This window comes from Carnobacterium sp. AT7 (genome assembly GCF_000171855.1).
Taxonomy (GTDB): domain Bacteria; phylum Bacillota; class Bacilli; order Lactobacillales; family Carnobacteriaceae; genus Carnobacterium_B; species Carnobacterium_B jeotgali.
Genome location: NZ_ABHH01000013.1, coordinates 26,315 through 46,961 on the forward strand (window position 1 = coordinate 26,315; position 20,647 = coordinate 46,961).

Annotated in this window: 20 protein-coding genes; all 20 read right to left on the reverse strand. The window is 30.4% G+C overall.

The window, feature by feature from the left end:
- Positions 1–4: 4 nt before the first annotated feature.
- Positions 5–922, reverse strand: a complete 918-nt coding sequence (locus CAT7_RS06480; RefSeq protein ID WP_007723457.1) for a glycosyltransferase — start codon at positions 920–922, stop codon at positions 5–7.
- A 1,196-nt stretch (positions 923–2,118) separates the two neighbouring features.
- Positions 2,119–3,375 carry a glycosyltransferase family 4 protein gene (locus CAT7_RS06485; RefSeq protein ID WP_007723461.1) on the reverse strand — a complete coding sequence of 419 codons (1,257 nt, stop codon included), beginning with the start codon at positions 3,373–3,375 and terminating at the stop codon, positions 2,119–2,121.
- The gene (locus CAT7_RS06490; RefSeq protein ID WP_007723462.1) at positions 3,362–4,747 is read right to left on the reverse strand and encodes an O-antigen polysaccharide polymerase Wzy family protein; all 1,386 of its coding nucleotides are present in this window, start codon (positions 4,745–4,747) and stop codon (positions 3,362–3,364) included. Before CAT7_RS06490 ends, CAT7_RS06485 begins: the two co-directional genes overlap by 14 nt.
- A complete protein-coding gene (locus tag CAT7_RS06495; RefSeq protein ID WP_007723464.1) occupies positions 4,744–5,952 on the reverse strand; it encodes a glycosyltransferase in 1,209 nt (402 codons plus the stop codon). Before CAT7_RS06495 ends, CAT7_RS06490 begins: the two co-directional genes overlap by 4 nt.
- A gap of 3 nt (positions 5,953–5,955) precedes the next feature.
- On the reverse strand, positions 5,956–6,999 hold the full coding sequence (locus tag CAT7_RS06500; protein WP_007723466.1) for a glycosyltransferase: 1,044 nt from the start codon (positions 6,997–6,999) through the stop codon (positions 5,956–5,958).
- Complete coding sequence (wecB, locus tag CAT7_RS06505) at positions 6,999–8,126, reverse strand: non-hydrolyzing UDP-N-acetylglucosamine 2-epimerase (RefSeq protein WP_007723469.1); 1,128 nt, start codon at positions 8,124–8,126, stop codon at positions 6,999–7,001. The genes CAT7_RS06500 and wecB overlap by 1 nt, the downstream gene beginning before the upstream one ends.
- A 1-nt stretch (position 8,127) precedes the next feature.
- On the reverse strand, positions 8,128–9,237 hold the full coding sequence (locus CAT7_RS06510) for a capsular polysaccharide biosynthesis protein CapF (protein ID WP_007723471.1): 1,110 nt from the start codon (positions 9,235–9,237) through the stop codon (positions 8,128–8,130).
- A complete protein-coding gene (locus tag CAT7_RS06515) occupies positions 9,212–10,258 on the reverse strand; it encodes a polysaccharide biosynthesis protein (protein ID WP_007723473.1) in 1,047 nt (348 codons plus the stop codon). Before CAT7_RS06515 ends, CAT7_RS06510 begins: the two co-directional genes overlap by 26 nt.
- Positions 10,245–11,498, reverse strand: a complete 1,254-nt coding sequence (locus CAT7_RS06520) for a glycosyltransferase family 4 protein (protein ID WP_007723475.1) — start codon at positions 11,496–11,498, stop codon at positions 10,245–10,247. Before CAT7_RS06520 ends, CAT7_RS06515 begins: the two co-directional genes overlap by 14 nt.
- A gap of 16 nt (positions 11,499–11,514) precedes the next feature.
- A complete protein-coding gene (locus tag CAT7_RS06525) occupies positions 11,515–12,369 on the reverse strand; it encodes an NAD-dependent epimerase/dehydratase family protein (protein ID WP_007723477.1) in 855 nt (284 codons plus the stop codon).
- Positions 12,362–12,985, reverse strand: coding sequence for a sugar transferase (locus tag CAT7_RS06530; RefSeq protein WP_007723479.1), 624 nt, complete (start codon positions 12,983–12,985; stop codon positions 12,362–12,364). The genes CAT7_RS06525 and CAT7_RS06530 overlap by 8 nt, the downstream gene beginning before the upstream one ends.
- Positions 12,954–14,840 (reverse strand): polysaccharide biosynthesis protein, encoded by a 1,887-nt coding sequence (locus CAT7_RS06535; RefSeq protein WP_007723481.1) that lies wholly within the window; start codon positions 14,838–14,840, stop codon positions 12,954–12,956. The genes CAT7_RS06530 and CAT7_RS06535 overlap by 32 nt, the downstream gene beginning before the upstream one ends.
- Positions 14,841–14,939: 99 nt before the next feature.
- Positions 14,940–15,077 carry a CpsB/CapC family capsule biosynthesis tyrosine phosphatase gene (locus CAT7_RS12685; protein ID WP_442852118.1) on the reverse strand — a complete coding sequence of 46 codons (138 nt, stop codon included), beginning with the start codon at positions 15,075–15,077 and terminating at the stop codon, positions 14,940–14,942.
- Positions 15,073–15,561, reverse strand: a complete 489-nt coding sequence (locus CAT7_RS12415; protein WP_007723485.1) for a CpsB/CapC family capsule biosynthesis tyrosine phosphatase — start codon at positions 15,559–15,561, stop codon at positions 15,073–15,075. Before CAT7_RS12415 ends, CAT7_RS12685 begins: the two co-directional genes overlap by 5 nt.
- Positions 15,530–15,628: a CpsB/CapC family capsule biosynthesis tyrosine phosphatase gene (locus CAT7_RS12690; protein WP_442852117.1), complete on the reverse strand. Its 99-nt coding sequence runs from the start codon at positions 15,626–15,628 to the stop codon at positions 15,530–15,532. Before CAT7_RS12690 ends, CAT7_RS12415 begins: the two co-directional genes overlap by 32 nt.
- A 5-nt stretch (positions 15,629–15,633) precedes the next feature.
- Positions 15,634–16,341 carry a CpsD/CapB family tyrosine-protein kinase gene (locus CAT7_RS06545; protein ID WP_007723487.1) on the reverse strand — a complete coding sequence of 236 codons (708 nt, stop codon included), beginning with the start codon at positions 16,339–16,341 and terminating at the stop codon, positions 15,634–15,636.
- A 14-nt stretch (positions 16,342–16,355) separates the two neighbouring features.
- Positions 16,356–17,096 (reverse strand): YveK family protein, encoded by a 741-nt coding sequence (locus CAT7_RS06550; RefSeq protein WP_007723489.1) that lies wholly within the window; start codon positions 17,094–17,096, stop codon positions 16,356–16,358.
- Between the two features lie 204 nt (positions 17,097–17,300).
- Positions 17,301–18,185 (reverse strand): UTP--glucose-1-phosphate uridylyltransferase GalU, encoded by an 885-nt coding sequence (gene galU, locus CAT7_RS06555; RefSeq protein ID WP_007723491.1) that lies wholly within the window; start codon positions 18,183–18,185, stop codon positions 17,301–17,303.
- 40 nt (positions 18,186–18,225) lie between these two features.
- Positions 18,226–19,392 carry a nucleotide sugar dehydrogenase gene (locus CAT7_RS06560; RefSeq protein ID WP_007723493.1) on the reverse strand — a complete coding sequence of 389 codons (1,167 nt, stop codon included), beginning with the start codon at positions 19,390–19,392 and terminating at the stop codon, positions 18,226–18,228.
- Positions 19,393–19,565: 173 nt separating this feature from the next.
- A complete protein-coding gene (locus CAT7_RS06565) occupies positions 19,566–20,528 on the reverse strand; it encodes an LCP family glycopolymer transferase (RefSeq protein ID WP_007723495.1) in 963 nt (320 codons plus the stop codon).
- Positions 20,529–20,647: the final 119 nt, after the last annotated feature.

The following is a 20,647-nucleotide window of genomic DNA, read 5'->3' on the forward strand; positions in this document are numbered from 1 at the left end:
TATGCTACTTAACCATTCCTTGCTTAAATTTTCTGATACTCCTAATTAATTCAATTGCTAAATATTTCAAGTACGATAAGTAATGTGCTTTAAATTTACGCAATAACTTATTATTGGTTGTGATTTGAGTAAGCTTCACACTTTCAGCAGTATTTAGATTGTTATTATATCGTTTAGAATAATCACTATGTGTTCCTGAACCATCAAGTCCAGTATTACTAACCAGCGATTTAATTGGGTAAATAGTAAATGAATCTAATTTACTTTGTGCGTAGCACCACCTAATTGCCCATGAATCAATTTTATTATTCATCTGAGCATCTAACATGTATGATAAATCTCTTCCACCACGGTTAAATTTATTTCGATTTTTTCTATTTGTTTTAAAAGTTGAATAGTCTGTGATATCCCAATCAACTTTTTCCCATCTATTTTTCCAAGTAGCCCATCCCCAACTACTTGCTCTATATGATAAGTATATGTCTTCTTTGTAATGTTTAGGTATCTGAATTGGAATATTAAATCCACTTATTGACCAAATTTTGGAATCATTTTCATAGTAATTTAAAGCCTCATTCATATACTTTAAAAAATAAGGACTAACAATTAAATCATCTTCTAATACAATTGCTGTATCAAATTGGTTAATTAAGTTCGTAACTCCACTAATCACTGAATTTGCTAATCCCATATTAGAGGAACGTTTAATAATTTTTACAGTTTTAAAAAAATCCAACCATTCTTTCTCTTCAATTATGGCTCTTACTTCTTTAACATTATTTTCTTGAACAGAATTTTTAGAATCATCCGAGAAAATAAACAATTTAGATTCTTTAGCTAAATTATTTCTTGCTAAACTAGTCAAAGTTTTTCTTGTATGAATTGGTCTGTTATAAACAAACAATATCACTGGCGCTAACATAATCTACCTCCTAATATTAAATTTTATACAACATGTAATTAATATTTAATTTTAATAGTTCATCTTTTTTCTGAAAAACAGACTTGTCAAATTAAACTCGATAAAATACCTTCATCCATGTAACTCAAAATGCTTCCAATTAAAGAATTCTTTTCTACAATCAAATGTAATAAATTAATTTGACTGAATTTTCGGACTCTATCAGAATTATTAGTTTATTGTAGTTTCAATATCGTTTGTTTTGCGTCCACTAAATTTCAACGTAATAATACTTTTATAATGAATCCATCAACAATGTCATCTTCGATATGTCAAAATTTCCTTTTAGATTTGGAGTAACCCTACTTCTTTCAGTGACATTCCATTTATAATTTTAGTTTAATCAAAGAACATTTCTTTGAATTGACAGGAATAGGTACTTACGCCGACCAATAAAGACGTCAGGTATCTGTCCTTAGACAACTTTCAGTTTGATTAATATACGCTTGCTGTTTTTTCAACTTCGATAAACGAATTTTTCGACATCCACACATTTATTATTTTCTTTATATTATTAGTACTATTCAAGTACCTTATGTTTTTCTTTAAAAAAGCTGATGACGTTGTAGATAGGTGCTTGGGTTCCTTTTAGATACGTAATTATCTTCTCAACTAGAATATTTTTGTGACAATAATACTATATCATCAGAAATTCGTGCCAAGCTATCAAAAAATCACTCCACATGTAACAATAATCTGACTTTTCCACACTTACTCCACTGGATAGATTACAAAAAGTTAAAAAACTTAATTAACTTTTTTATCTCAATTGTATTGATCACTTATGTATACAATTTATTCAGTAATGTTCAAGTTATTTCAATAAACAAGAATTGTCAAACTAAGTTAGACAATCGAAAAAGAAAAATCCTTTCAAATAATCAAATTAGTAATATATTCGAGAAATTCTGGAACTATGTTAGGATTAAAAGAAGGATACTATATCAAGTTTGTTGTATTAATTGTTGAAATCTATATGAGTAATGCTTATATTATTTTATAGACAATTAGCTAGAAAAAATAAGTTTAATATATTTGAAAATATTTTTTTATACATATGGATAAACCTTATATAAATTTCGAAGATATTATCTTATTAAATTTTATTTATTTTTTTGTAAATAATTATGTTAAAAAGAAAATTAACTAATATCGATTTAATAAATATCAATATTCAAAATTTCCTCATAAATATTTATTAATGCCTTTGCATTTTCATTGCGATCATATCTTCCCTCTGAAAAAGAGACACTATTCTCACTAAATGATTGTGCCAGTTTTTCATTTTGAAATATATCTAATATTTTCGTTGCTAAGATCATGTAGTCATTAGAATCATATAAAAAACCATTAACTCCTGAATTAATAAAATCTTTAGTTCCACCAACATCAGACGCAACCGAAGGAACTCCCAGTATCAATGCCTCACCTAAAGAGTTTGGACTATTTTCTATCATAGAACTTTGAACAAAGATGTGAGAATTCAAGTATTGTTCATGTATACCCTCAGCATCAATTAGCCCAATAAACTCTACATTCTCCTCTAAGTTGTTCTCCTTTATTAATTTCAGCAATATCTTTCCATATCCTGAGCGTAATAATTTATCTTTAATAGATTCATTTCGAATAGGATTGAATCCGGAAATTCTTACTTTAACAGTAGGAAAATACTTTTTAACTATTGGTAAAGCTTTAAAAAGTATATCGATGCCTTTATAAGGCATCGTAGCTTGACTACAAAATATAGTATATTTCTGGCATTTTTCAATAGACCATTTTTCATTTGTATAGAATACATCTCTCAAATTTTCATTACAAACTCGATACTTATCAGTTTTTTCAATCGAGCGTACAAAACCTTTGTCCCAACTTGTGCGACCAATTATAATATCAGCTTTATTTAATAATTTCATTTCATATTTTGATTGTTTTTCGAATCTTTTTTTTATTTGAAATATTGAACTTTTCCTAATAATATCTTTAATAGTTATATTCTTTAAAATTTCTTTTGAATCTAAGCTACCATATACATTTTTATAAATTTCATTAACTATCCCTTGAAGTGAAACAATGATAGATCCTTTAAAGTTTGTTTCAAATAAGTTTTCAGTGTGTGTAAATTCTGTTCCATTAATATGAATAATACTTGGTTTAAATTTATCAATATACTCTTGCCAAAATACGGTATTATTATTTGAAGGAATTAAAAAGTAATTAACATTATTTTTTTTTATTATTTTAAGTTCATCAACATCTGCTGGAGAAATAATGTCAACGTTCAATAAATTAGAATTAATTATTCTATTAACCATTGACATTAACCAACCGCCCATTGGAGATGGAGTGATCCCCATTACAATTGCTGGAACTTCAGGAATGATATTAAATACCATTGCTACTCTATATTTCTTCATTTATAATCTCCCTATTTTTTTGTTTTAACACCAAACTTAATATCCATACAGTCAGCATTGCCAATATATTTGTCACGGATAAAATTTGATTAATCGCGTTAAACGTAGATTCTCTTGGTAGAAAATAAAATGTTTTAACTAAAAATAATACAAAAGAGAAAGTAATCCAATTCAGAAAATTACTTTTAGATATACTGGATAATATAAAACCAAGAATAAGGTTAAATATAAACACACCTAAATAACTAAAATCTAAAAATAATTCTGCGATGTATGAAGTACCAAAACGACCGCCAAGTCGATAATATATCGGATCTCTAATATATGTCAATGCATTACCTAGATTAGATTGAAAAAATTCCTCTTGTCCATTTTCTGGTAATATCCAATTCATTGCTACACCTAAAGGCTTAACACCATTATAAAGTGCTTGAAGAGAATAGTTATTACTAATCATCTTTAACTCTGGCGCATAATATATTGAGGATTCAATCATTTCATAGGTTTGCGATTGTTGATTAAAAAAACTACTAAAAATACTTTCTATCTTAATCTGTTCATCGAGCCTGATTTGACTAACTATATTTGCACTAAACAAAACTATAATTGTTATTAGAGAAATTGGAAACAAGTATTTAAAGTTCAATTTATTTAAATTACGATTTGAAATGACTAGACGTAATATTTCATAGGTTATTAAAACCATTATGTTGACTATAGCGATTCCTCTTCTTCCAGTCAATAAATCTATTAGCAACAATGGTATAATTATTATATAAGATTTTCTTAATAACTTTTTACTTGGCAAAGTCGCTAAGAATATATATATATATGCAGTGTTAAAATTAGCAATTCGCTCAAACAATTGTGTATCCACGGATTGATATAAACTCGCATAACCCTGAGTACTTACAATTAAAGTATCTTTGTATACTCTGTAAATCATTGCAGGAGCAGTCATACAAACTAAAAGCAATGCAGCAATAGATAGGTTTTGCTTTTTTTTTAAGTCTTGATTTTCTGCGTGTTTTTTTTTAAAATCTCCTAGCAACAAACCAATTTTCATTCCGTTGAAAGCTATAATTAAAATTATTAATGTTATGAAAGATATTTTTTCATTGTACATAGGATTATTCTGCTCAATTAAATTTTTAAATGGTAAATAGAATATAAAAGTAAATATTGAAATCAAGTACATTATCGGAATAATTTTTTTTTGAGATTCCTTCACAAACATTAATAAAGTAATTAAAAAGTCAGCAAGTAGAATAAAAGCTAATATTTGATAGTTTTGACTAAGAATTGCAATTATAATTCCCATCATTACAAATAGCATTATTATTACCATCGAAATAATTTTTTTTTTAGTCATTTGAAACACTCCTCTAAAAACTTATTAATCTTTGCTCCTTGAGGCTCTACTCCGTTGTGTCTAATAACGAAATCTTGATTTCTTTTTCCTAGTGTTCTAATCTCTTCAATGTTCATATTAATATACTTCTGAATTTTGCTTTCTAAACCTTGTGCGGTTTCCTCAACGTAATCAAATACTTCTTCATAATCATTCGAAATTCCATCAAGTTTATAACAAATTACTGGTTTACCTTTCAACAAATACTCTAAGTTTTTTGAGGGAAAGGAATATTTTGTATATTCCCCTTTATTCGACCTTGGATTAATTAAAACATCTGCTTGATATTCAAGATCAGAAACTTCTTTTTTGGGTATCAATCCATAGAATTTAATATTAGTACTCTCAATTTTTTTTAATTTAGCTTCTAACTCACCATAACCACATAGCCATAATTGAGCTTGATTTTCTTCCAGATTTAAAAAAATATCAATTAACTTGTCTACATTATATTGACTGCTTAATAATCCAGAATACATAAAAATTGTTTGTTTATTATTTGTAATTTTAAACTTCACATTTTTATCATCCACTATACCATCAATAACCATTCGTGGTTTATTTTCATCCTCAATAAATCGAGATATTTGTTCTGTAATTAATAAATATCCATCTGCCTGATTCATTAATTCAAATGTTTTATCCACTTTTCTCTCTAATAAATTTCTTTTTGTTTTTGATTTAATTGAATTATTTCTATATTTCCCTACTAAATCTGGTATCATAACGACAATTTTCACATTTTCATATGTGTCTTTCATCCATTTAATTATCTTTAAAAATGGTATATATAAATCATAAATTATTATAATTTTATCAGTTTCCTTATCCATTTTTTCATACCATTTGTTTATTTGTATTTTATATTCAATAAATCTTAGTTCATGTTTTATTATTGGTAAATTAATGGTGTACGTCTCATATGAACTAATAAAATCGGAAATTATATATCGCTTAGAAGGATAATATATTTTTTTATTTGCTTCTGGAAAATTTCCAACAGGCAATGACGTAATTGTTTGGATATCATTTTTTTGTTGTTGAAGCCCTCTGATTAAATTACCTTCTAATATATTAGAAGCAATACCTAATCCTGTTTTACTTAATTTAATAAGACTCTTCTCCTCAGAAGAGTTATACATTAGGCCTAAGAATAAAACATTCAATATTCATTCACTCCTATAGATTATATTTCTGACCTCATCCCAAGAATCTTTCTTTTGAACTATTGAATCTTTAATTACGCTTAATTTAATTTGCTCATGTATACTTTTATATAAAATCCCTTTTAATTCTTCAGCATTAAAAGGATCAAAATAAATAACATTTTCATAATTATTCAAAATTTCATGTGCAAAAGGGGTACTTGCAGCAATAATAAATGTTCCTGTTTGTCTAGCTTCCAACAATGGTAGACCAAACGATTCAACATATGAAGGGAATAAAAGCACGGTCGTTTCTAATTTTTCCAAAACTTCTATCCTAGATAATTGACCAACTGAATGAATTTTTTCATTTTCAATTGATCTATCTATTGTTAAGTTTACTGCGTAATCTAACAGAGGAAATTCGTTATCAAGTTTTTTACAGGCCTCTTCGACAACAGCAATATTTTTATACAAAATATCTGAAGTTGGATAAAAAAAATGATTAGTCCTTATATTTTCAAGTTTGGCTTTGTTAGTCTCATGAATATTTGGTTGAATTACAAAAACACTTTCTTTTTTATTTGCATATTTTAATACTTCTTGTCTCATCCATTCTGTCTGAACTATAATATTAGCAACCTTAGGTAAACTATTTTTTATTAGAGCACCAACTAATTTCTGTTTAATTGCTAAAGAACGTTCATTTTTATTAAGTAATGAGTAATTTACAATATTTTGAAATGGCAATGGTTGATGTAAATATAAAATTACCGGAGCATTAACTCTATATGTTGTTGTATTTTGCATTGAAAATACAACATCGGGCTTAAAAGAATTGATTATTTTAGATCCGGTAATAAAATCAAATTTTAGTCTTCCTAAATTACTATCAATATTTTCAGGAATAATTACATGAATATTTGGAGTTTCTGATATAAATTTACCTGATAAAATAAAATACCAATCATTTATTTTATCATTTTTTTTTACATTCTCAGCAAAATCTTTCAGAACGCTCAAAGCTCCACCAGCTTTAGCAGCAAAATCAACTACTACTATCTTCATTAATATTTCCTCCAAACTACTTGATTAACATAATTAGTGTATGAAAGTATAATTCTGACCACCTTTTGAGAAACGTTTGGCATACTATAATCTGAAATTTTTCTCAATGTTTCAGAAGTTTGAGTATCTAGAATAGCTAACCCTTGCATAATTCTTTCCTCTGTTAACCCGGTCATCATTACACTTGCTTCTTCCATTGCTTCTGGTCGTTCATGGGCTTGACGAATATTTAACGCTTTGAATCCAAGAATTGATGACTCCTCTGAAATCGTTCCAGAATCACTTAGCACAGCCTTTGCATTTAACTGTAGTTTATTATAATCATTAAAACCTAATGGTTTCATTAATTGGACATACTCATTGAAAACAATGTTTTTTTCTTCAATTTTTTTACGAGTTCGTGGATGAGTACTTACAATAACCGGCATTTGATATTTTTTAGCAACTGCATTTAAAGACCCACACAAATCTCTAAAATTCTGTTCAGAGTTAATATTTTCCTCACGATGTGCTGAAACTAAAAAATAACCATCTTTTGATAATTTTAAGTCTTCTAAAATCGTGGCATTTTCGATATCTTCTTTACGTGTATTTAACACTTCAAACATGGGACTACCAGTCTTAATAATGCGATCAGCTGGTAATCCTTCAGCAAGTAGATATTCACGTGCAATATCAGAATAAGTTAAGTTTACATCCGCTGTATGATCTACAATCTTTCGGTTTGTTTCTTCAGGTACACGCGCATCAAAACATCTATTCCCTGCCTCCATATGAAATATTGGAATTTGTTTGCGTTTTGCAGCAATAGCAGTTAAACAAGAATTAGTATCTCCTAAAATTAAAACTGAATCTGGTTGTACTTCATCTAAGATTGGATCAATTTTAACTAAAATATTTCCAATCGTTTCTACGGCTGTTCCTATTGCAGCGTTCAAAAAATAATCAGGTTTTCTTAAATGGAAATCTTCAAAGAAAACCTCATTCAGTTCATAATCATAATTTTGCCCTGTATGAACTAAAATATGTTCAATAGCCTCTGATTCTTCTAGTTTATTAATAACTGCAGATAAACGAATAATTTCAGGCCTTGTTCCAACTACAGTCATTACTTTTAATTTTTTCATATTAAACCTCCATATAATAAGTATCGGGATTATCTTGATCGAATAATTCATTTGCCCACATTACAGTCACTAAGTCTGTTTTTCCATTATTAACAATTGAATGGGTATACCCCGTTGGTATATCAACGACTTCTAATTTTTCTCCTGTAACATTGTATTCGATAACCTCATCAGATTCAATTTTTCTAAATCGAATTTGACCTTCGCCACTAACTACTAAAAACTTCTCATTTTTTGTATGATGCCAATGATTTCCTTTTGTAATTCCCGGTTTTGAAACATTAATTGAAATCTGTCCCCTATCTGGTGTCTTTATAAACTCTGTGAAAGATCCGCGTTGATCAATATTCATTTTTAAATCATAAGAGAACTTATTTTCTGGCAAAAAGCTTAAATAAGTACTATATAACTTCTTAGTTAATTCATTTCCCATATTAGGAACTAGTAAATTATTACGACTTTCTTTAAAACTTTTAATTGTTTCAGCAAGATTACCTAATGTAATATGATACTCTTTAGATACTTTAAGAATTTCTCCTTCACTATCTATTTGATTATTTAAAATAGAAATGAATTCTTTTATAACATCATCAATATAACAAAGAGTTAGCTGTGCATCTAAATTATTGATTTGGATATCCAAATTTCTTGCAATATTGTAACAATAAGTTGCTACTACAGTGTTGTAATTGGGTTTACTCCATTTTCCAAAAACGTTTGGCAATCGATACAAGTACACGTTAACTCCTGTTTGCTGTTGATAATTAAATAATAATTCTTCGCCAGCCCGTTTGCTCTTGCCATAAGGATTATTCTGTTCAGCTTGAGTAGATGATGTAATTAAAACAGGAGCTTTATTATTATTTTTCTTCAGAAGTTCAAGAAGTTGAGAAGTAAAATCAGCATTCCCTTCCATAAACTCTTCTTCTTTTTTTGGTCTGTTGACTCCAGCCAGATGAAATACAAAATCACATTCATTAGTATATTTTTCCAACAAATTCAAGTCTGTCTCTCTGTTAAATTGAAATATATCTTCATAGCCTAAATTGTTTAATTCAGCCACTAAATTTTTTCCTATGAATCCTTTAGATCCCGTTACTAGTATTTTCACTATAGACCCCCCACTTAACTAATTCATCTTGGATATAATCCAATTTCAATAATTTTACGACTAATTCGTCTACCGTAAGTTGATGAGTGTTATCAGAGTTGTACTCATCAATATGTACAGCGTCTTTGTTTCCTTCCTCAAAGAATTTACCATAATTTAAATCTCGTTTATCTGAAGGTACTCGGTAAAATCCACCCATATCTATAGCATGTGCGGCCTCTTCTTTTGTCAACAGTGATTCGTACATTTTCTCTCCATGTCTAATACCAATAACCTCTACAGGTACATTAGTATTAAATATTTTTTGTAACGCTGCTACTAAAGTGTCAATTGTACTTGCTGGTGCTTTTTGCACCATAATATCCCCTTGTACGGCATTTTGAAAAGCAAAGATAACTAAATCAACAGCTTCTTCTAAACTCATCATAAATCGTGTCATGCTACCCTCTGTAACAGTAAGAGGATTACCAGTTTTTAATTGTTCAATAAACAAAGGAATGACACTACCGCGCGAAGCCATAACGTTTCCATATCTTGTACCACAAATTAAAGTTTGTTCTGGGTCAACATTACGAGACTTGGCTACAAAAACTTTTTCCATCATAGCTTTTGATGTTCCCATGGCATTAATAGGATAGGCTGCTTTATCAGTTGACAAACAAATCACTTTTTTTACTCCTGCTTCAATAGCAGCGTTTAGTACATTATCTGTACCAATAACATTCGTCTTCACAGCTTCCATTGGGAAGAATTCACATGACGGGACTTGTTTTAGTGCTGCAGAGTGAAACACATAATCTACATTATACATAGCGTTTCGAACACTATTAGTATCTCGTACATCACCAATAAAAAATTTAATTTTTGGATTGTTATATTTTTTTCGCATATCATCTTGTTTTTTTTCATCTCTTGAAAAAATGCGAATTTCTTTAATATCACTATCTAGGAACCCTTTTAATACTGCGTTACCAAATGAACCAGTACCACCTGTTATTAACAATGTTTTATCTGTAAACATATTTTTTTTCCTCCATTAATTCATCTATTATTTTTACATACTGTTCAGTACCTTTTTCAGTAGTATACTTAGTTAAAAATAATTCTCTACAATTTCTCGCCATTTCTTTTATTAATTCCTCATTATTTTTCAATTTGTATATTGCTTCTACTAACTTTTTATCATTCCCTACTTCGATAGAAAATCCCGCATTATGATTTTTTAATTCCTCCGCTATATCAGTATCCTGATCCATAACAGCTATTACAGGCTTACCCGCCATCATATAGCTATATGTTTTGCTAGGAACTGCTAATCCGGATAACCCCTTCTCTAAACTCACTATAAATGTATCACTTATACTTAGTGCTTCCTTATAATCATCGCCATGTAAATAGTCAAAAATATATACATTACTCAATTTTTCTTTTTCAACAATTTCTTTAAGACTCTCAAGCTTATTTCCATGCCCTGCAATCATAAATTTAATATTGGCATCGTTTCTTAATACCTTCATTGCATCTGTTAACGTATTTAAATCCTGACAAATTCCCATATTACCAAAATAAGAAACTACTAAATTTCCTTCTAATTTAATTTCTTTGAACATCTTATTCTTAATATCCATTTTTTTATTTTTATTATTTTTATCCTCATACCAATTAGGTATTACTTTAATTTGGTTCTCACTAAGAGAATTTCTATTCTTTAATAAGAATAGTTTCATATCATTAGACAATGCTATAACTCTTTCCGTTCTTGAAAAAACAAAAATATTCATTTTTGCCATCAACTTACCGATGAAACTTGTAGGAGATAAAGAATTAGTCTTGTATGCTATTTCTGGATAAACATCATAACTAACATATATAATCTTTGTTCCAAAAAACAAGTTAGCTAAAGCAGCAATAACAGGAAGTATAGGCGGATTAGAATAAACAATTACCGAATGATAATTGTTTATATAACCTATATGTAAGAAAATTGAAGCAGTAAAAGAAAAATAATTGATTAGTCTACCTATTTTATTTGACCTTTTTAATTGGATATACTTAACTCTTTTAATTTCTACTCCATTTTTAATTTCTTTTAAAGGAACATCCTTTTCTAGATTGTATTCCTTTGGATATCCACACATTACACCAACATCATATCCAGCATTTTCTAGAGCTACTGCTGTATCATAAGGTAGTGTAGCAGAAGAAATATACTCTGGGTAAAAAAATTGGCATAGAAATAATACATCTTTCTTTTTTTTCAAACTTATCTCTCCTCAATTATCTTTCCGTAGCCTTTATTGAGTCTTTATTATTTATATCTTTTGTTATAATTAAATCTTTGTCTATTATTGCTTGATCATATATTAAAGTACCGAAAACCTTAGATACCGTCTTTGAATATTTTATTCCAATATATATAAATGGATTAAATATCTTTGTAAAAAAAATTTTTTTATTATTTTCTTCAGCAATAGTCTTCACTAACATGGTTGTGCTCATATACTCCTGATTTTGAGGATGAAACACCCCAAAAATCATATTATCAATAACCATTTTAATAAATTCATTAAGATTTTCAATATATATCATGCTTCTTTTATTATCTATCATTGGAAATATAGGAGTATTTAACGCAACTTTTTTCAATCGATTATAATTTCCTTTACATCCCTTACCATAAATCATAGGGGGTCTTAATATAGCTATTTTAAAATTATTACCAGATAAGGAAAGTATTAACTGTTCCGCTTCTAATTTTGATTTTCCATAATTAGTAGTAGGGTCAGCTACAGTATTTTTATTGACTATACCTTCAGTTTTTCCATAAACGCTCATGGTACTTAAAAATACAAACAGTTTGACACCATATTTTTTCGCTTTTTTGGCAATTTCATACGATAAATCCCTATTTACTTCATAATATATTTTCTTATTTGCAGTAGTCTCTTCTATATGTGCTACTCCAGCTACATGAACAACAACTTCATAAATTGAAAAATCAATTTCTTTCCATTTGTCATCGCGGACGCATTCTTTTATAACTTCATATTTTTCAGGTTCTTTATTGAGCCATGCGGCTAGTTGATTTCCAATATAACTGTTTTTACCGGTTATGAGTATCTTTTTAGTCATTTTTCATTGCCTCACGATTCTTTAATGACCCAGTTCCACCTTCAACAACTCCATCATTTTTCACTACGCTAATAATGGTGCCAATAAAGCACTTTACATCAAATAGAAAGCTTATTTTTTTTGTGTATGCTCCATCTAAAGCAGCTTTCTTCCGAATAGGAAGTTCATCCCGTCCGTTTATTTGAGCCCATCCCGTTAACCCTGGATAGATATCATTAGCATGGTACTTATCTCTTTCTATGACCAAATCATATTGATTCCATAAGGCTGGTCTAGGCCCAATGACACTCATTTCGCCTTTTAAGATATTGATCAGCTGTGGCAATTCATCCAAACTAGTCTTTCTTAAAAACTTTCCAACTCTCGTAATAAAGAAATCAGGATTCTTCAATAAATGAGTTGGGGCATCTTTAGGTGTGTCTATTTTCATTGTTCTAAATTTATAGATCTTGAATAGTACTTTATCTTTTCCAACTCTTTTTTGCTTAAAAAGAACAGGGCCTTTTGAATCAAATTTTATGGCTACAATAATGAATAAAAATATGGGAGATAAAATGATTAGACCAAGTAGTGCCAATACGACGTCAATAACTCGTTTGAACATTTTCTGGTACATCGATACAAGCTCCTTCCTCTTCGGTTTGAATGTGGTGACCAATATCTTTTACTGATTTCTCGTTAGCAAATTCAAGCAAGCTCTCTTTCAGCTCTTTACTGCTGCATTCATCTAGTGAATAAACAAATTCCATAACCTTAGCTAATGGCATATCCGTTACTTTTCCAACAAATATTTTTTCATAAACTTGCTGACCCGTTTGTTCACTATCTACTAATAACTCTTCAAAAAGTTTTTCTCCAGGACGAATACCTGTTTCAATGATAGGAATTTCATTTTCTGTATAACCGCTAAGTTTAATCACTTTTTTAGCTAAAGCTACTATTTTGACTGGTTCTCCCATATCTAAAATGAAAATTTCTCCACCTTGTGCTAAAGCTCCAGCTTGAATAACTAAACGGCTTGCTTCAGGTATCGTCATAAAGTAACGAGTCATACGAAAGTCAGTGACAGTAACTGGTCCGCCATTTCTAATTTGTTCTTTGAATAAAGGTACTACACTTCCACGACTTCCTAAAACATTTCCGAAACGTACGGCTGCGAATTTTGTTTCTCCGGGTTCATTTAAACCTGTGACAATCATTTCAGCGACACGCTTAGTTGCGCCCATAATATTGGGCGGATTAACTGCTTTATCAGTTGAAATCATGACAAAACTTTCAACACCAGCTGATTTAGCTGCTTCCGCCATATTTTTTGTGCCATATATATTATTTTTAATGGCTTCTCTTGGATTATATTCCATCATGGGCACATGCTTATGAGCTGCTGCATGATAAACACGATCTGGTATGTATTGTTGCATCACTTCAAATATTCTATTACGATCTTGAATGTCAGCTATTACAGGAACAATTTCAATTTGACCCTTGTATTTACTATTTAGTTCTTTATTGATTTGGTAAATAGAGTTTTCTCCATGTCCTAATATAATAATTCGTTTGGGTGAAAATCTGGCAATTTGACGACAAATTTCTGAGCCAATTGAACCTCCAGCACCACTCACTAATATTGTTTTACCAACAATTTTTTTAGAAATTTGTTGCATATCTAATTTAACTTCTTCTCGACCAAGTAAATCGACTACATCGATTTCTCTAAATTGACTAACAGATAACTTTCCTTGCAATACATCTTCTATCGAGGGCATTTGATTTACTGTAATTTCTGCTCGATTACAAATATCTACTATTCTTTCATATTCTTTTGGTTTCAAAGAAGGAATCGCAATCGTAATTTGTTGAACTCTATACTTCTTAGCCAGTTCAGGTATATCTTTTATATTTCCGATAACTGGTGTTTCATACATAAATGTTTTCAACTTAGATGGATCGTCATCAACAATTCCAACTACTTTTACATCACTTGGATTACGTTTTAAACTACGAATAAAGACACTACCACCGTTTCCAGCACCAACAATTAGTGTTCTGATTTGTTGTTCAACTGAATGTCCATGCAATTTTTTATATTCGTGTTCATTATAGATGCGCCAAACAATTCTACTTCCAGCTATGCTTGCCAGTGAAAAGATATAAGTTAATACAATAAATCTAAAACTTACTGTCTTCAACAAGACTACAGAAATAAGTGCAGAAGCAATGAATGAAACCGTTACACATGTGCATATAGCTAAAGATTCACGTATACTTGTATAGCGATTAATCTTAGAAAATAATTTAAAGTGCGTTGATAAGGTAAGATAAAGGATGATAGTCATTCCTACTGTAGTAATGAATGATTGAATTGAAAGTATTATATAAGGATTTAAAAAGAAATATGCCATCAATCCAGATACTAGAATTGAAAAACTATCAAACCCAATTAAAATACCTTTTTTGGTTTTTCTGCTCATAACTATTCTTCACTCCTCTTCTAAAACAATCCTAAAAATTTAGGTTATTTACCTTTTTTGGTGTATTTTGGATAATCAGTTCACAATTATTGATATTTTTCATCGTTTGCGGAAAATTTTCTTTTTTTTCAGGCCAAATTCTTTTTCTATTTGTTGATACGCTTCTTTCATATAAAATCTTCTTGAAGTTGTATTATGCGCATCTGAAGCAATAAAGTGTACTAACTCATCTTCAATTAATTGTTTGTTTAGCTTTTGAAATTTTTACCAAAAGATCCGATATAGCTGCGGCTCTTAATTGAGCTAATGCACCTTTTTCAACTAATGACAGCAATTCATTAGGATTAGTTAAAATAGCATGGTTTATTTCTGAGTGGACAATAATCGGTGTCACTCCAGATTTTTGCAATTCAAAAAACAACGATTCCGTAAAATCCGGAATCGTGGCAGTAGAAACTTCGATTAGTAAATAGTGGTTACCCTCATCAATAAATTGTATTTTATTTTCAAAAATATCTTTTACTAATTCCCCAACAATACGCACTTCTTGTCCAGAGAAAAGTGTCAATGGAATATTTCTACTATCTAGTTCTTGTTGTAACCAACCAACTTGTTGGTTTATTACAGCTTTTTCATTCGTCCAACGTCCATTTTTGTAATGTGGGGTAGCTAAGATATGAGTAATTCCTTCAGCAACAGCCAGCCACCCTGACCATTGCAAAAGATTCCTCTAAATCTTTTACCCCATCATCAATTCCCGGTAAGATATGACAATGTAAGTCAATCATCTGATTTACTCACCTTCCCCATAATAGTAATAATAATTATCGCCTTTAAGTTCAACTCGATTGAAGACTACACCAATGACGTTTGCTTTTACTTTTTCAAGCAACTCTTTTGATTTTGTTACCATTTCTTTATCAGTACCATTTTTAGTGATCACAAAAATAGTTCCGTCAGCTTTGCTCGACATTACTTGAGCATCTGTAACGGCAATAACTGGAGGCATATCAAAAATAATCAAATCAAACAGTTCTTCAAATTCCGTAATTAGTTTATTCATCCGATTAGATGCTAATAACTCAGATGGGTTCGGTGGAATCGCGCCACTGGTGATAACAAATAATCCTTCTGTCTCTAAACGATGCGCAATATCTTTGATTTCCACATCTCTTTCCGTCAATAAGGTTGTTAAGCCATCGCGATTTGGCAAACGAAATGTTTTATGTACTGTTGGTTTACGCATATCAGCATCAACGATCAAGACTTTCTTTCCTTGCATAGCAAAAGTAACGGCTAGATTAGCTGATATTGTTGACTTTCCTGCACCAGGCCCAGCAGACGTAATAACAAGTGTTTTAAGATTTTTATCTACCATTGAAAATTGAATATTTGTACGAATCGTTCTAAATTGCTCAGCAATAACAGAGCTAGGTCTCGTTAGAGTAACTAAACTTGGACGTTCACTAGTATCTAATTGCTTTTTCTTTTTATTGAACATTTCTCTCACCTCTTTTATACTCTACTTTTTGTTCTTCTTGAATTTAATTCTGGTCGTTTAATATTAAGCTTAGCATGTAATTCATCATTTGACATTTCAGAAACACTTCCTAATACTGACCAACCTAATGTTTCTGTAATAAATCGTTCATCTCTGACAGATTTATCCATGAATTCTAATAAGAAGGCACTTCCAACACCTAACATTAATCCAACCAGTAAACCAATTACTAAATTCAATAGATTATTGGGTGAAATCTGATCGGTAACGGGAACAGCTTCAGAAATAATCGTTACATTTTCAACATTCATAATATTCCCAATTTCGCTTTGGAAAATTTCTGCAACAGCGTTTGCAATTTCTGAAGCCTCATAAGGACTTTCATCCGTTACAGTTAATGAAAAAACTTGCGAATTTTCTTGCGTTGTAATTTCTATTTTTTCAGATAATTCGGTTGTTGTTAAATTTGTTCCTAGGTTCTCTCGAACTTCATTTAAGACAACTGGACCTTTTATAATGTCTTTATATGTATTGATCATCTGCACATTAGAGTTAATATCATTAAGTTGTAATCCCTCTGCAGATTCTGTTGTACGATTCACCAATATTTGAGTTGTTGCATTGTATTGTGGTGTTGCGATGAAAAAGGTAAAGCCAGCTGCTACTATTAAACCGATTAGACCTAAACTAACTATCAATGTCAAGCGTTTCTTTAGTGTAGCAAACAATTCTGATAAACTAATTTCTTCTTCCATGTTTTCCTCCTGCGTGTAGCTATTTTATTAACATATTTTTTATTTTTAACGACATTATACAGTATACCATACCATTTTTATCTGTGAACTATATTTTAATTTTTTATAATTGGTATTCTTTTATTGGTGACACTTAATTTCTCGTTTTATTGTCTAAAGTTCAAAAAAAATTAAAGAGCCAACATGAGCTCTTTAATATTATATTTATTTTCTACTATCTAATTCTCTACTTAATTGAATAATGTATTCTTTTAAATTATCTTTAATCTCTTTATGTTCAAGACCATATTCAATATTTGTCATCATATAACCAAACTTATCTCCAACATCATAACGTTTCCCTTTAAATTCAAGAGCTAATACCTGTTGCTTTTTATTTAAGGTTTCAATCGCATCAGTTAATTGAATTTCATTGCCCGCTCCCGGTTCCTGTTTTTCAAGAATATCAAAAATTTCAGGAGTTAGCAGATAGCGACCTATAATTGCAAGATCACTTGGAGCTTCTTCAGGTTTTGGTTTTTCAACAAAGTGATTAACTTTGTAAAGGTCCTTAGAGACTTCTCCATCAATGTCAACAATTCCATACTTAGATGTATCTTTATGAGGAACACGCATGGTAGCTAAGACTGAAGATCCCGTTTCATCGTAGTGATTCATCAATTGTTTGGTTAAAGGGACATCATCAACCATCAAGTCATCACCCAGCAATACGATAAAAGGTTCATTGCCTACAAAACTCTTACCGTGTAAAACAGCATCTCCCAAACCTTTAGGATATGACTGACGTACAAAATGTAATTTGATTTTAGTAGTACTTTCCACTAATTTTAACAACTCATATTTTTCTTTCATTTGAAGATTTTGTTCTAACTCAAAATTAGAATCAAAATGGTCTTCTATAGAACGCTTGCTTCTTCCAGTAACAATTAAAATTTCTTCAATACCGGAATCAATCGCTTCTTCAATAATAAATTGAATTGTTGGTTTATCAACGATTGGAAGCATTTCTTTTGCAGTAGCTTTCGTAGCTGGTAAAAAACGTGTTCCTAATCCTGCAGCTGGAATAACAGCTTTTCTCACTTTTGACATATCTTTTACCTCCAATATATTACTTTCATTCACTTAATTATTAATCTGTATGGAATAAGTCTCTTGTATAGACTTTTTCCTGTACATCCATCAATTCTTCAGCTAAGCGATTTGAAACAATCACATCTGATACCTTTTTAAATTCTTCAAAATTACGAATTACTTTTGAATTATAAAATGTATCGTCTTTAAGTACTGGTTCATAGACAACTACTTCGATTCCTTTTGCTTTTATCCGTTTCATAATCCCTTGTATTGATGATGCTCTGAAGTTATCCGAATCCGTTTTCATGGTTAAACGATATATTCCAACTACTTTTGGATCACGTTTTATAATCATATTTGCTACATGATCTTTACGTGTACGGTTTGCGTCCACAATCGCGCCAATAATATTATTGGGTACATCTTCATAGTTAGCAAGCAACTGTTTAGTATCCTTTGGTAAACAATAACCACCATAACCAAATGATGGATTATTATAGTGAGTGCCAATTCTTGGATCCAGCCCTACACCTTCAACAATCGATTTTGTGTCCAATTCTCTAACTTCTGCATACGTATCTAATTCATTAAAATAAGCTACACGTAAGGCTAAGTAAGTATTTGAAAATAATTTAACAGCCTCTGCTTCTGTCGAATTCATGAATAAAACATCAATGCTTTCTTTAATGGCAGCTTCAACTAATAAGTTTGCAAAAATCTCAGCTGTTTCTGAGCTTTCTCCTACAATTATACGTGATGGATAAAGGTTATCATAAAGTGCTTTTCCTTCACGTAAAAACTCTGGAGCAAAAATAATATTGTTCACACCATATTTTTCTCTCGTTTCTTTAGTATACCCCACAGGTACAGTTGATTTTATAATCATTGTGGCTTCTGGATTATATTTTAAGACATCTTCAATAACACCTTCAACTGTTGAAGTATCAAAGTAATTTCTTTTATCATCATAGTTAGTAGGTGTGGCGATAATAACATACTGAGCCTCTTTATAAGCAATTGTTTTATCCGTTGTTGCAGTTAAATTTAATAGTTTTGTTGACAAATATTCTTCAATTTCTTTATCTACAATTGGTGATTTTTTATTGTTGATTAATATTACCTTTTCTTCGATAATTTCTAGTGCTGTTACTTCATTGTTTTGTGCTAAAAGAACGGCATTGGATAATCCAACATAACCAGTTCCAACCACTGTAATTTTCAAATTGATTACTCCTTTAAATTTTATATTTAAACCATTTAAATTCAAACTAACACACTAATAATAGCAGATTGCTGGTACAAAAACAATCAGTCCGTATTTTACTGAGATTTCCGTTTATTAGATAAACTAGTTAATAAGAAAGACACTATGAAGTGTTCATAGTGTCTTTCTTATTAATTTAATTCCAATTGTTCTTTCAATAATTCAGTAACTCTACTCATCTCACCATCGGAAACGATACCGTAGTAAATTCCATCAATAGTTGTACCCTCAGCTACAAGTTGCTCTTGTTGGATATTTCCAGCAGCTGAACGATAATTATTAAATATTTTTACCATATCATCAAATTCAAGATTCGTTTGCATATTATTTTCTAATGAACCTAAAATATCCTGATAATTTGAAATAGTAGATAGTGAAGCTACTTTTTCAACGGTTGCCTGTATAATTTGTCGTTGTCTTTCTTGACGTCCATTATCTCCAGCAGGATCTTCATAGCGCATTCTTGAATAAGCAAGTGCTGCTTTACCATCTAAGGAAGCAGAAACACCTTCTGTAAAGTTATACCCATCTGAAGAGAATGTTAGTGGACTAGTTACTTGCACTCCCCCTACAGCGTTAACGACATCCTGAAGGCCTTGCATATTAACTTCAACATAGTAATCAATTGGTATATTTAACATGTTTTGGACTGTATTCACTGACATAGCTGTTCCACCAAATGCATAGGCATGGTTGATTTTATCCGTTGTTCCATGACCAACAATTTCAGTACGTGTGTCACGAGGAATGCTGACAATTGTCGTTTTGTCTGTATTAGGATTCACCGTCATAACCATCATCGTGTCTGAACGACCTTGCTCAGTTCTACCCAAATCTCCAGTATCAACACCTAACAACAGAATCGAAAATGGATCTTTTTTACTAATATCGATTGAACTTTCCCGTACTTTTTCTGTTTCAACATCTTTATGGATTTTTTCACTTGTTCCAGCTACATCACTATAAATCTTCCAAACAAAAAGACCTAATGCAATAAACAATACTAATACAATAATAAGAAAAATCTTAAAACCTTTTCTTTTCTTCTTTGGTTTCTTACTTGGTTTTCGCATTTCAGATCTTGATTGTGACATTCTTTCACCCTTTTCTTGACAGTCATTATAAACAGTCACTTTAGTAATATGTACTTTTCTTTTTTATTGTACCAGTAGAATAATATTTTGCAATTATAATATTAAAAAAAAGATAACTT

Coding starts and splice junctions, on each gene's coding strand:
- CAT7_RS06500 (WP_007723466.1), bottom strand. CDS start 6,999: ATGAAGATAGTAGTAGTTGATTTTGCTGCTAAAGCTGGTGGAGCTTTG.
- CAT7_RS06565 (WP_007723495.1), bottom strand. CDS start 20,528: ATGTCACAATCAAGATCTGAAATGCGAAAACCAAGTAAGAAACCAAAG.
- wecB (WP_007723469.1), bottom strand. CDS start 8,126: ATGAAAAAATTAAAAGTAATGACTGTAGTTGGAACAAGGCCTGAAATT.
- CAT7_RS06545 (WP_007723487.1), bottom strand. CDS start 16,341: ATGTTCAATAAAAAGAAAAAGCAATTAGATACTAGTGAACGTCCAAGT.
- CAT7_RS06550 (WP_007723489.1), bottom strand. CDS start 17,096: ATGGAAGAAGAAATTAGTTTATCAGAATTGTTTGCTACACTAAAGAAA.
- CAT7_RS06480 (WP_007723457.1), bottom strand. CDS start 922: ATGTTAGCGCCAGTGATATTGTTTGTTTATAACAGACCAATTCATACA.
- galU (WP_007723491.1), bottom strand. CDS start 18,185: ATGTCAAAAGTGAGAAAAGCTGTTATTCCAGCTGCAGGATTAGGAACA.
- CAT7_RS06515 (WP_007723473.1), bottom strand. CDS start 10,258: ATGTTTACAGATAAAACATTGTTAATAACAGGTGGTACTGGTTCATTT.
- CAT7_RS06485 (WP_007723461.1), bottom strand. CDS start 3,375: ATGAAGAAATATAGAGTAGCAATGGTATTTAATATCATTCCTGAAGTT.
- CAT7_RS06525 (WP_007723477.1), bottom strand. CDS start 12,369: ATGACTAAAAAGATACTCATAACCGGTAAAAACAGTTATATTGGAAAT.
- CAT7_RS12690 (WP_442852117.1), bottom strand. CDS start 15,628: ATGATTGACTTACATTGTCATATCTTACCGGGAATTGATGATGGGGTA.
- CAT7_RS06490 (WP_007723462.1), bottom strand. CDS start 4,747: ATGACTAAAAAAAAAATTATTTCGATGGTAATAATAATGCTATTTGTA.
- CAT7_RS06530 (WP_007723479.1), bottom strand. CDS start 12,985: ATGTACCAGAAAATGTTCAAACGAGTTATTGACGTCGTATTGGCACTA.
- CAT7_RS06535 (WP_007723481.1), bottom strand. CDS start 14,840: ATGAGCAGAAAAACCAAAAAAGGTATTTTAATTGGGTTTGATAGTTTT.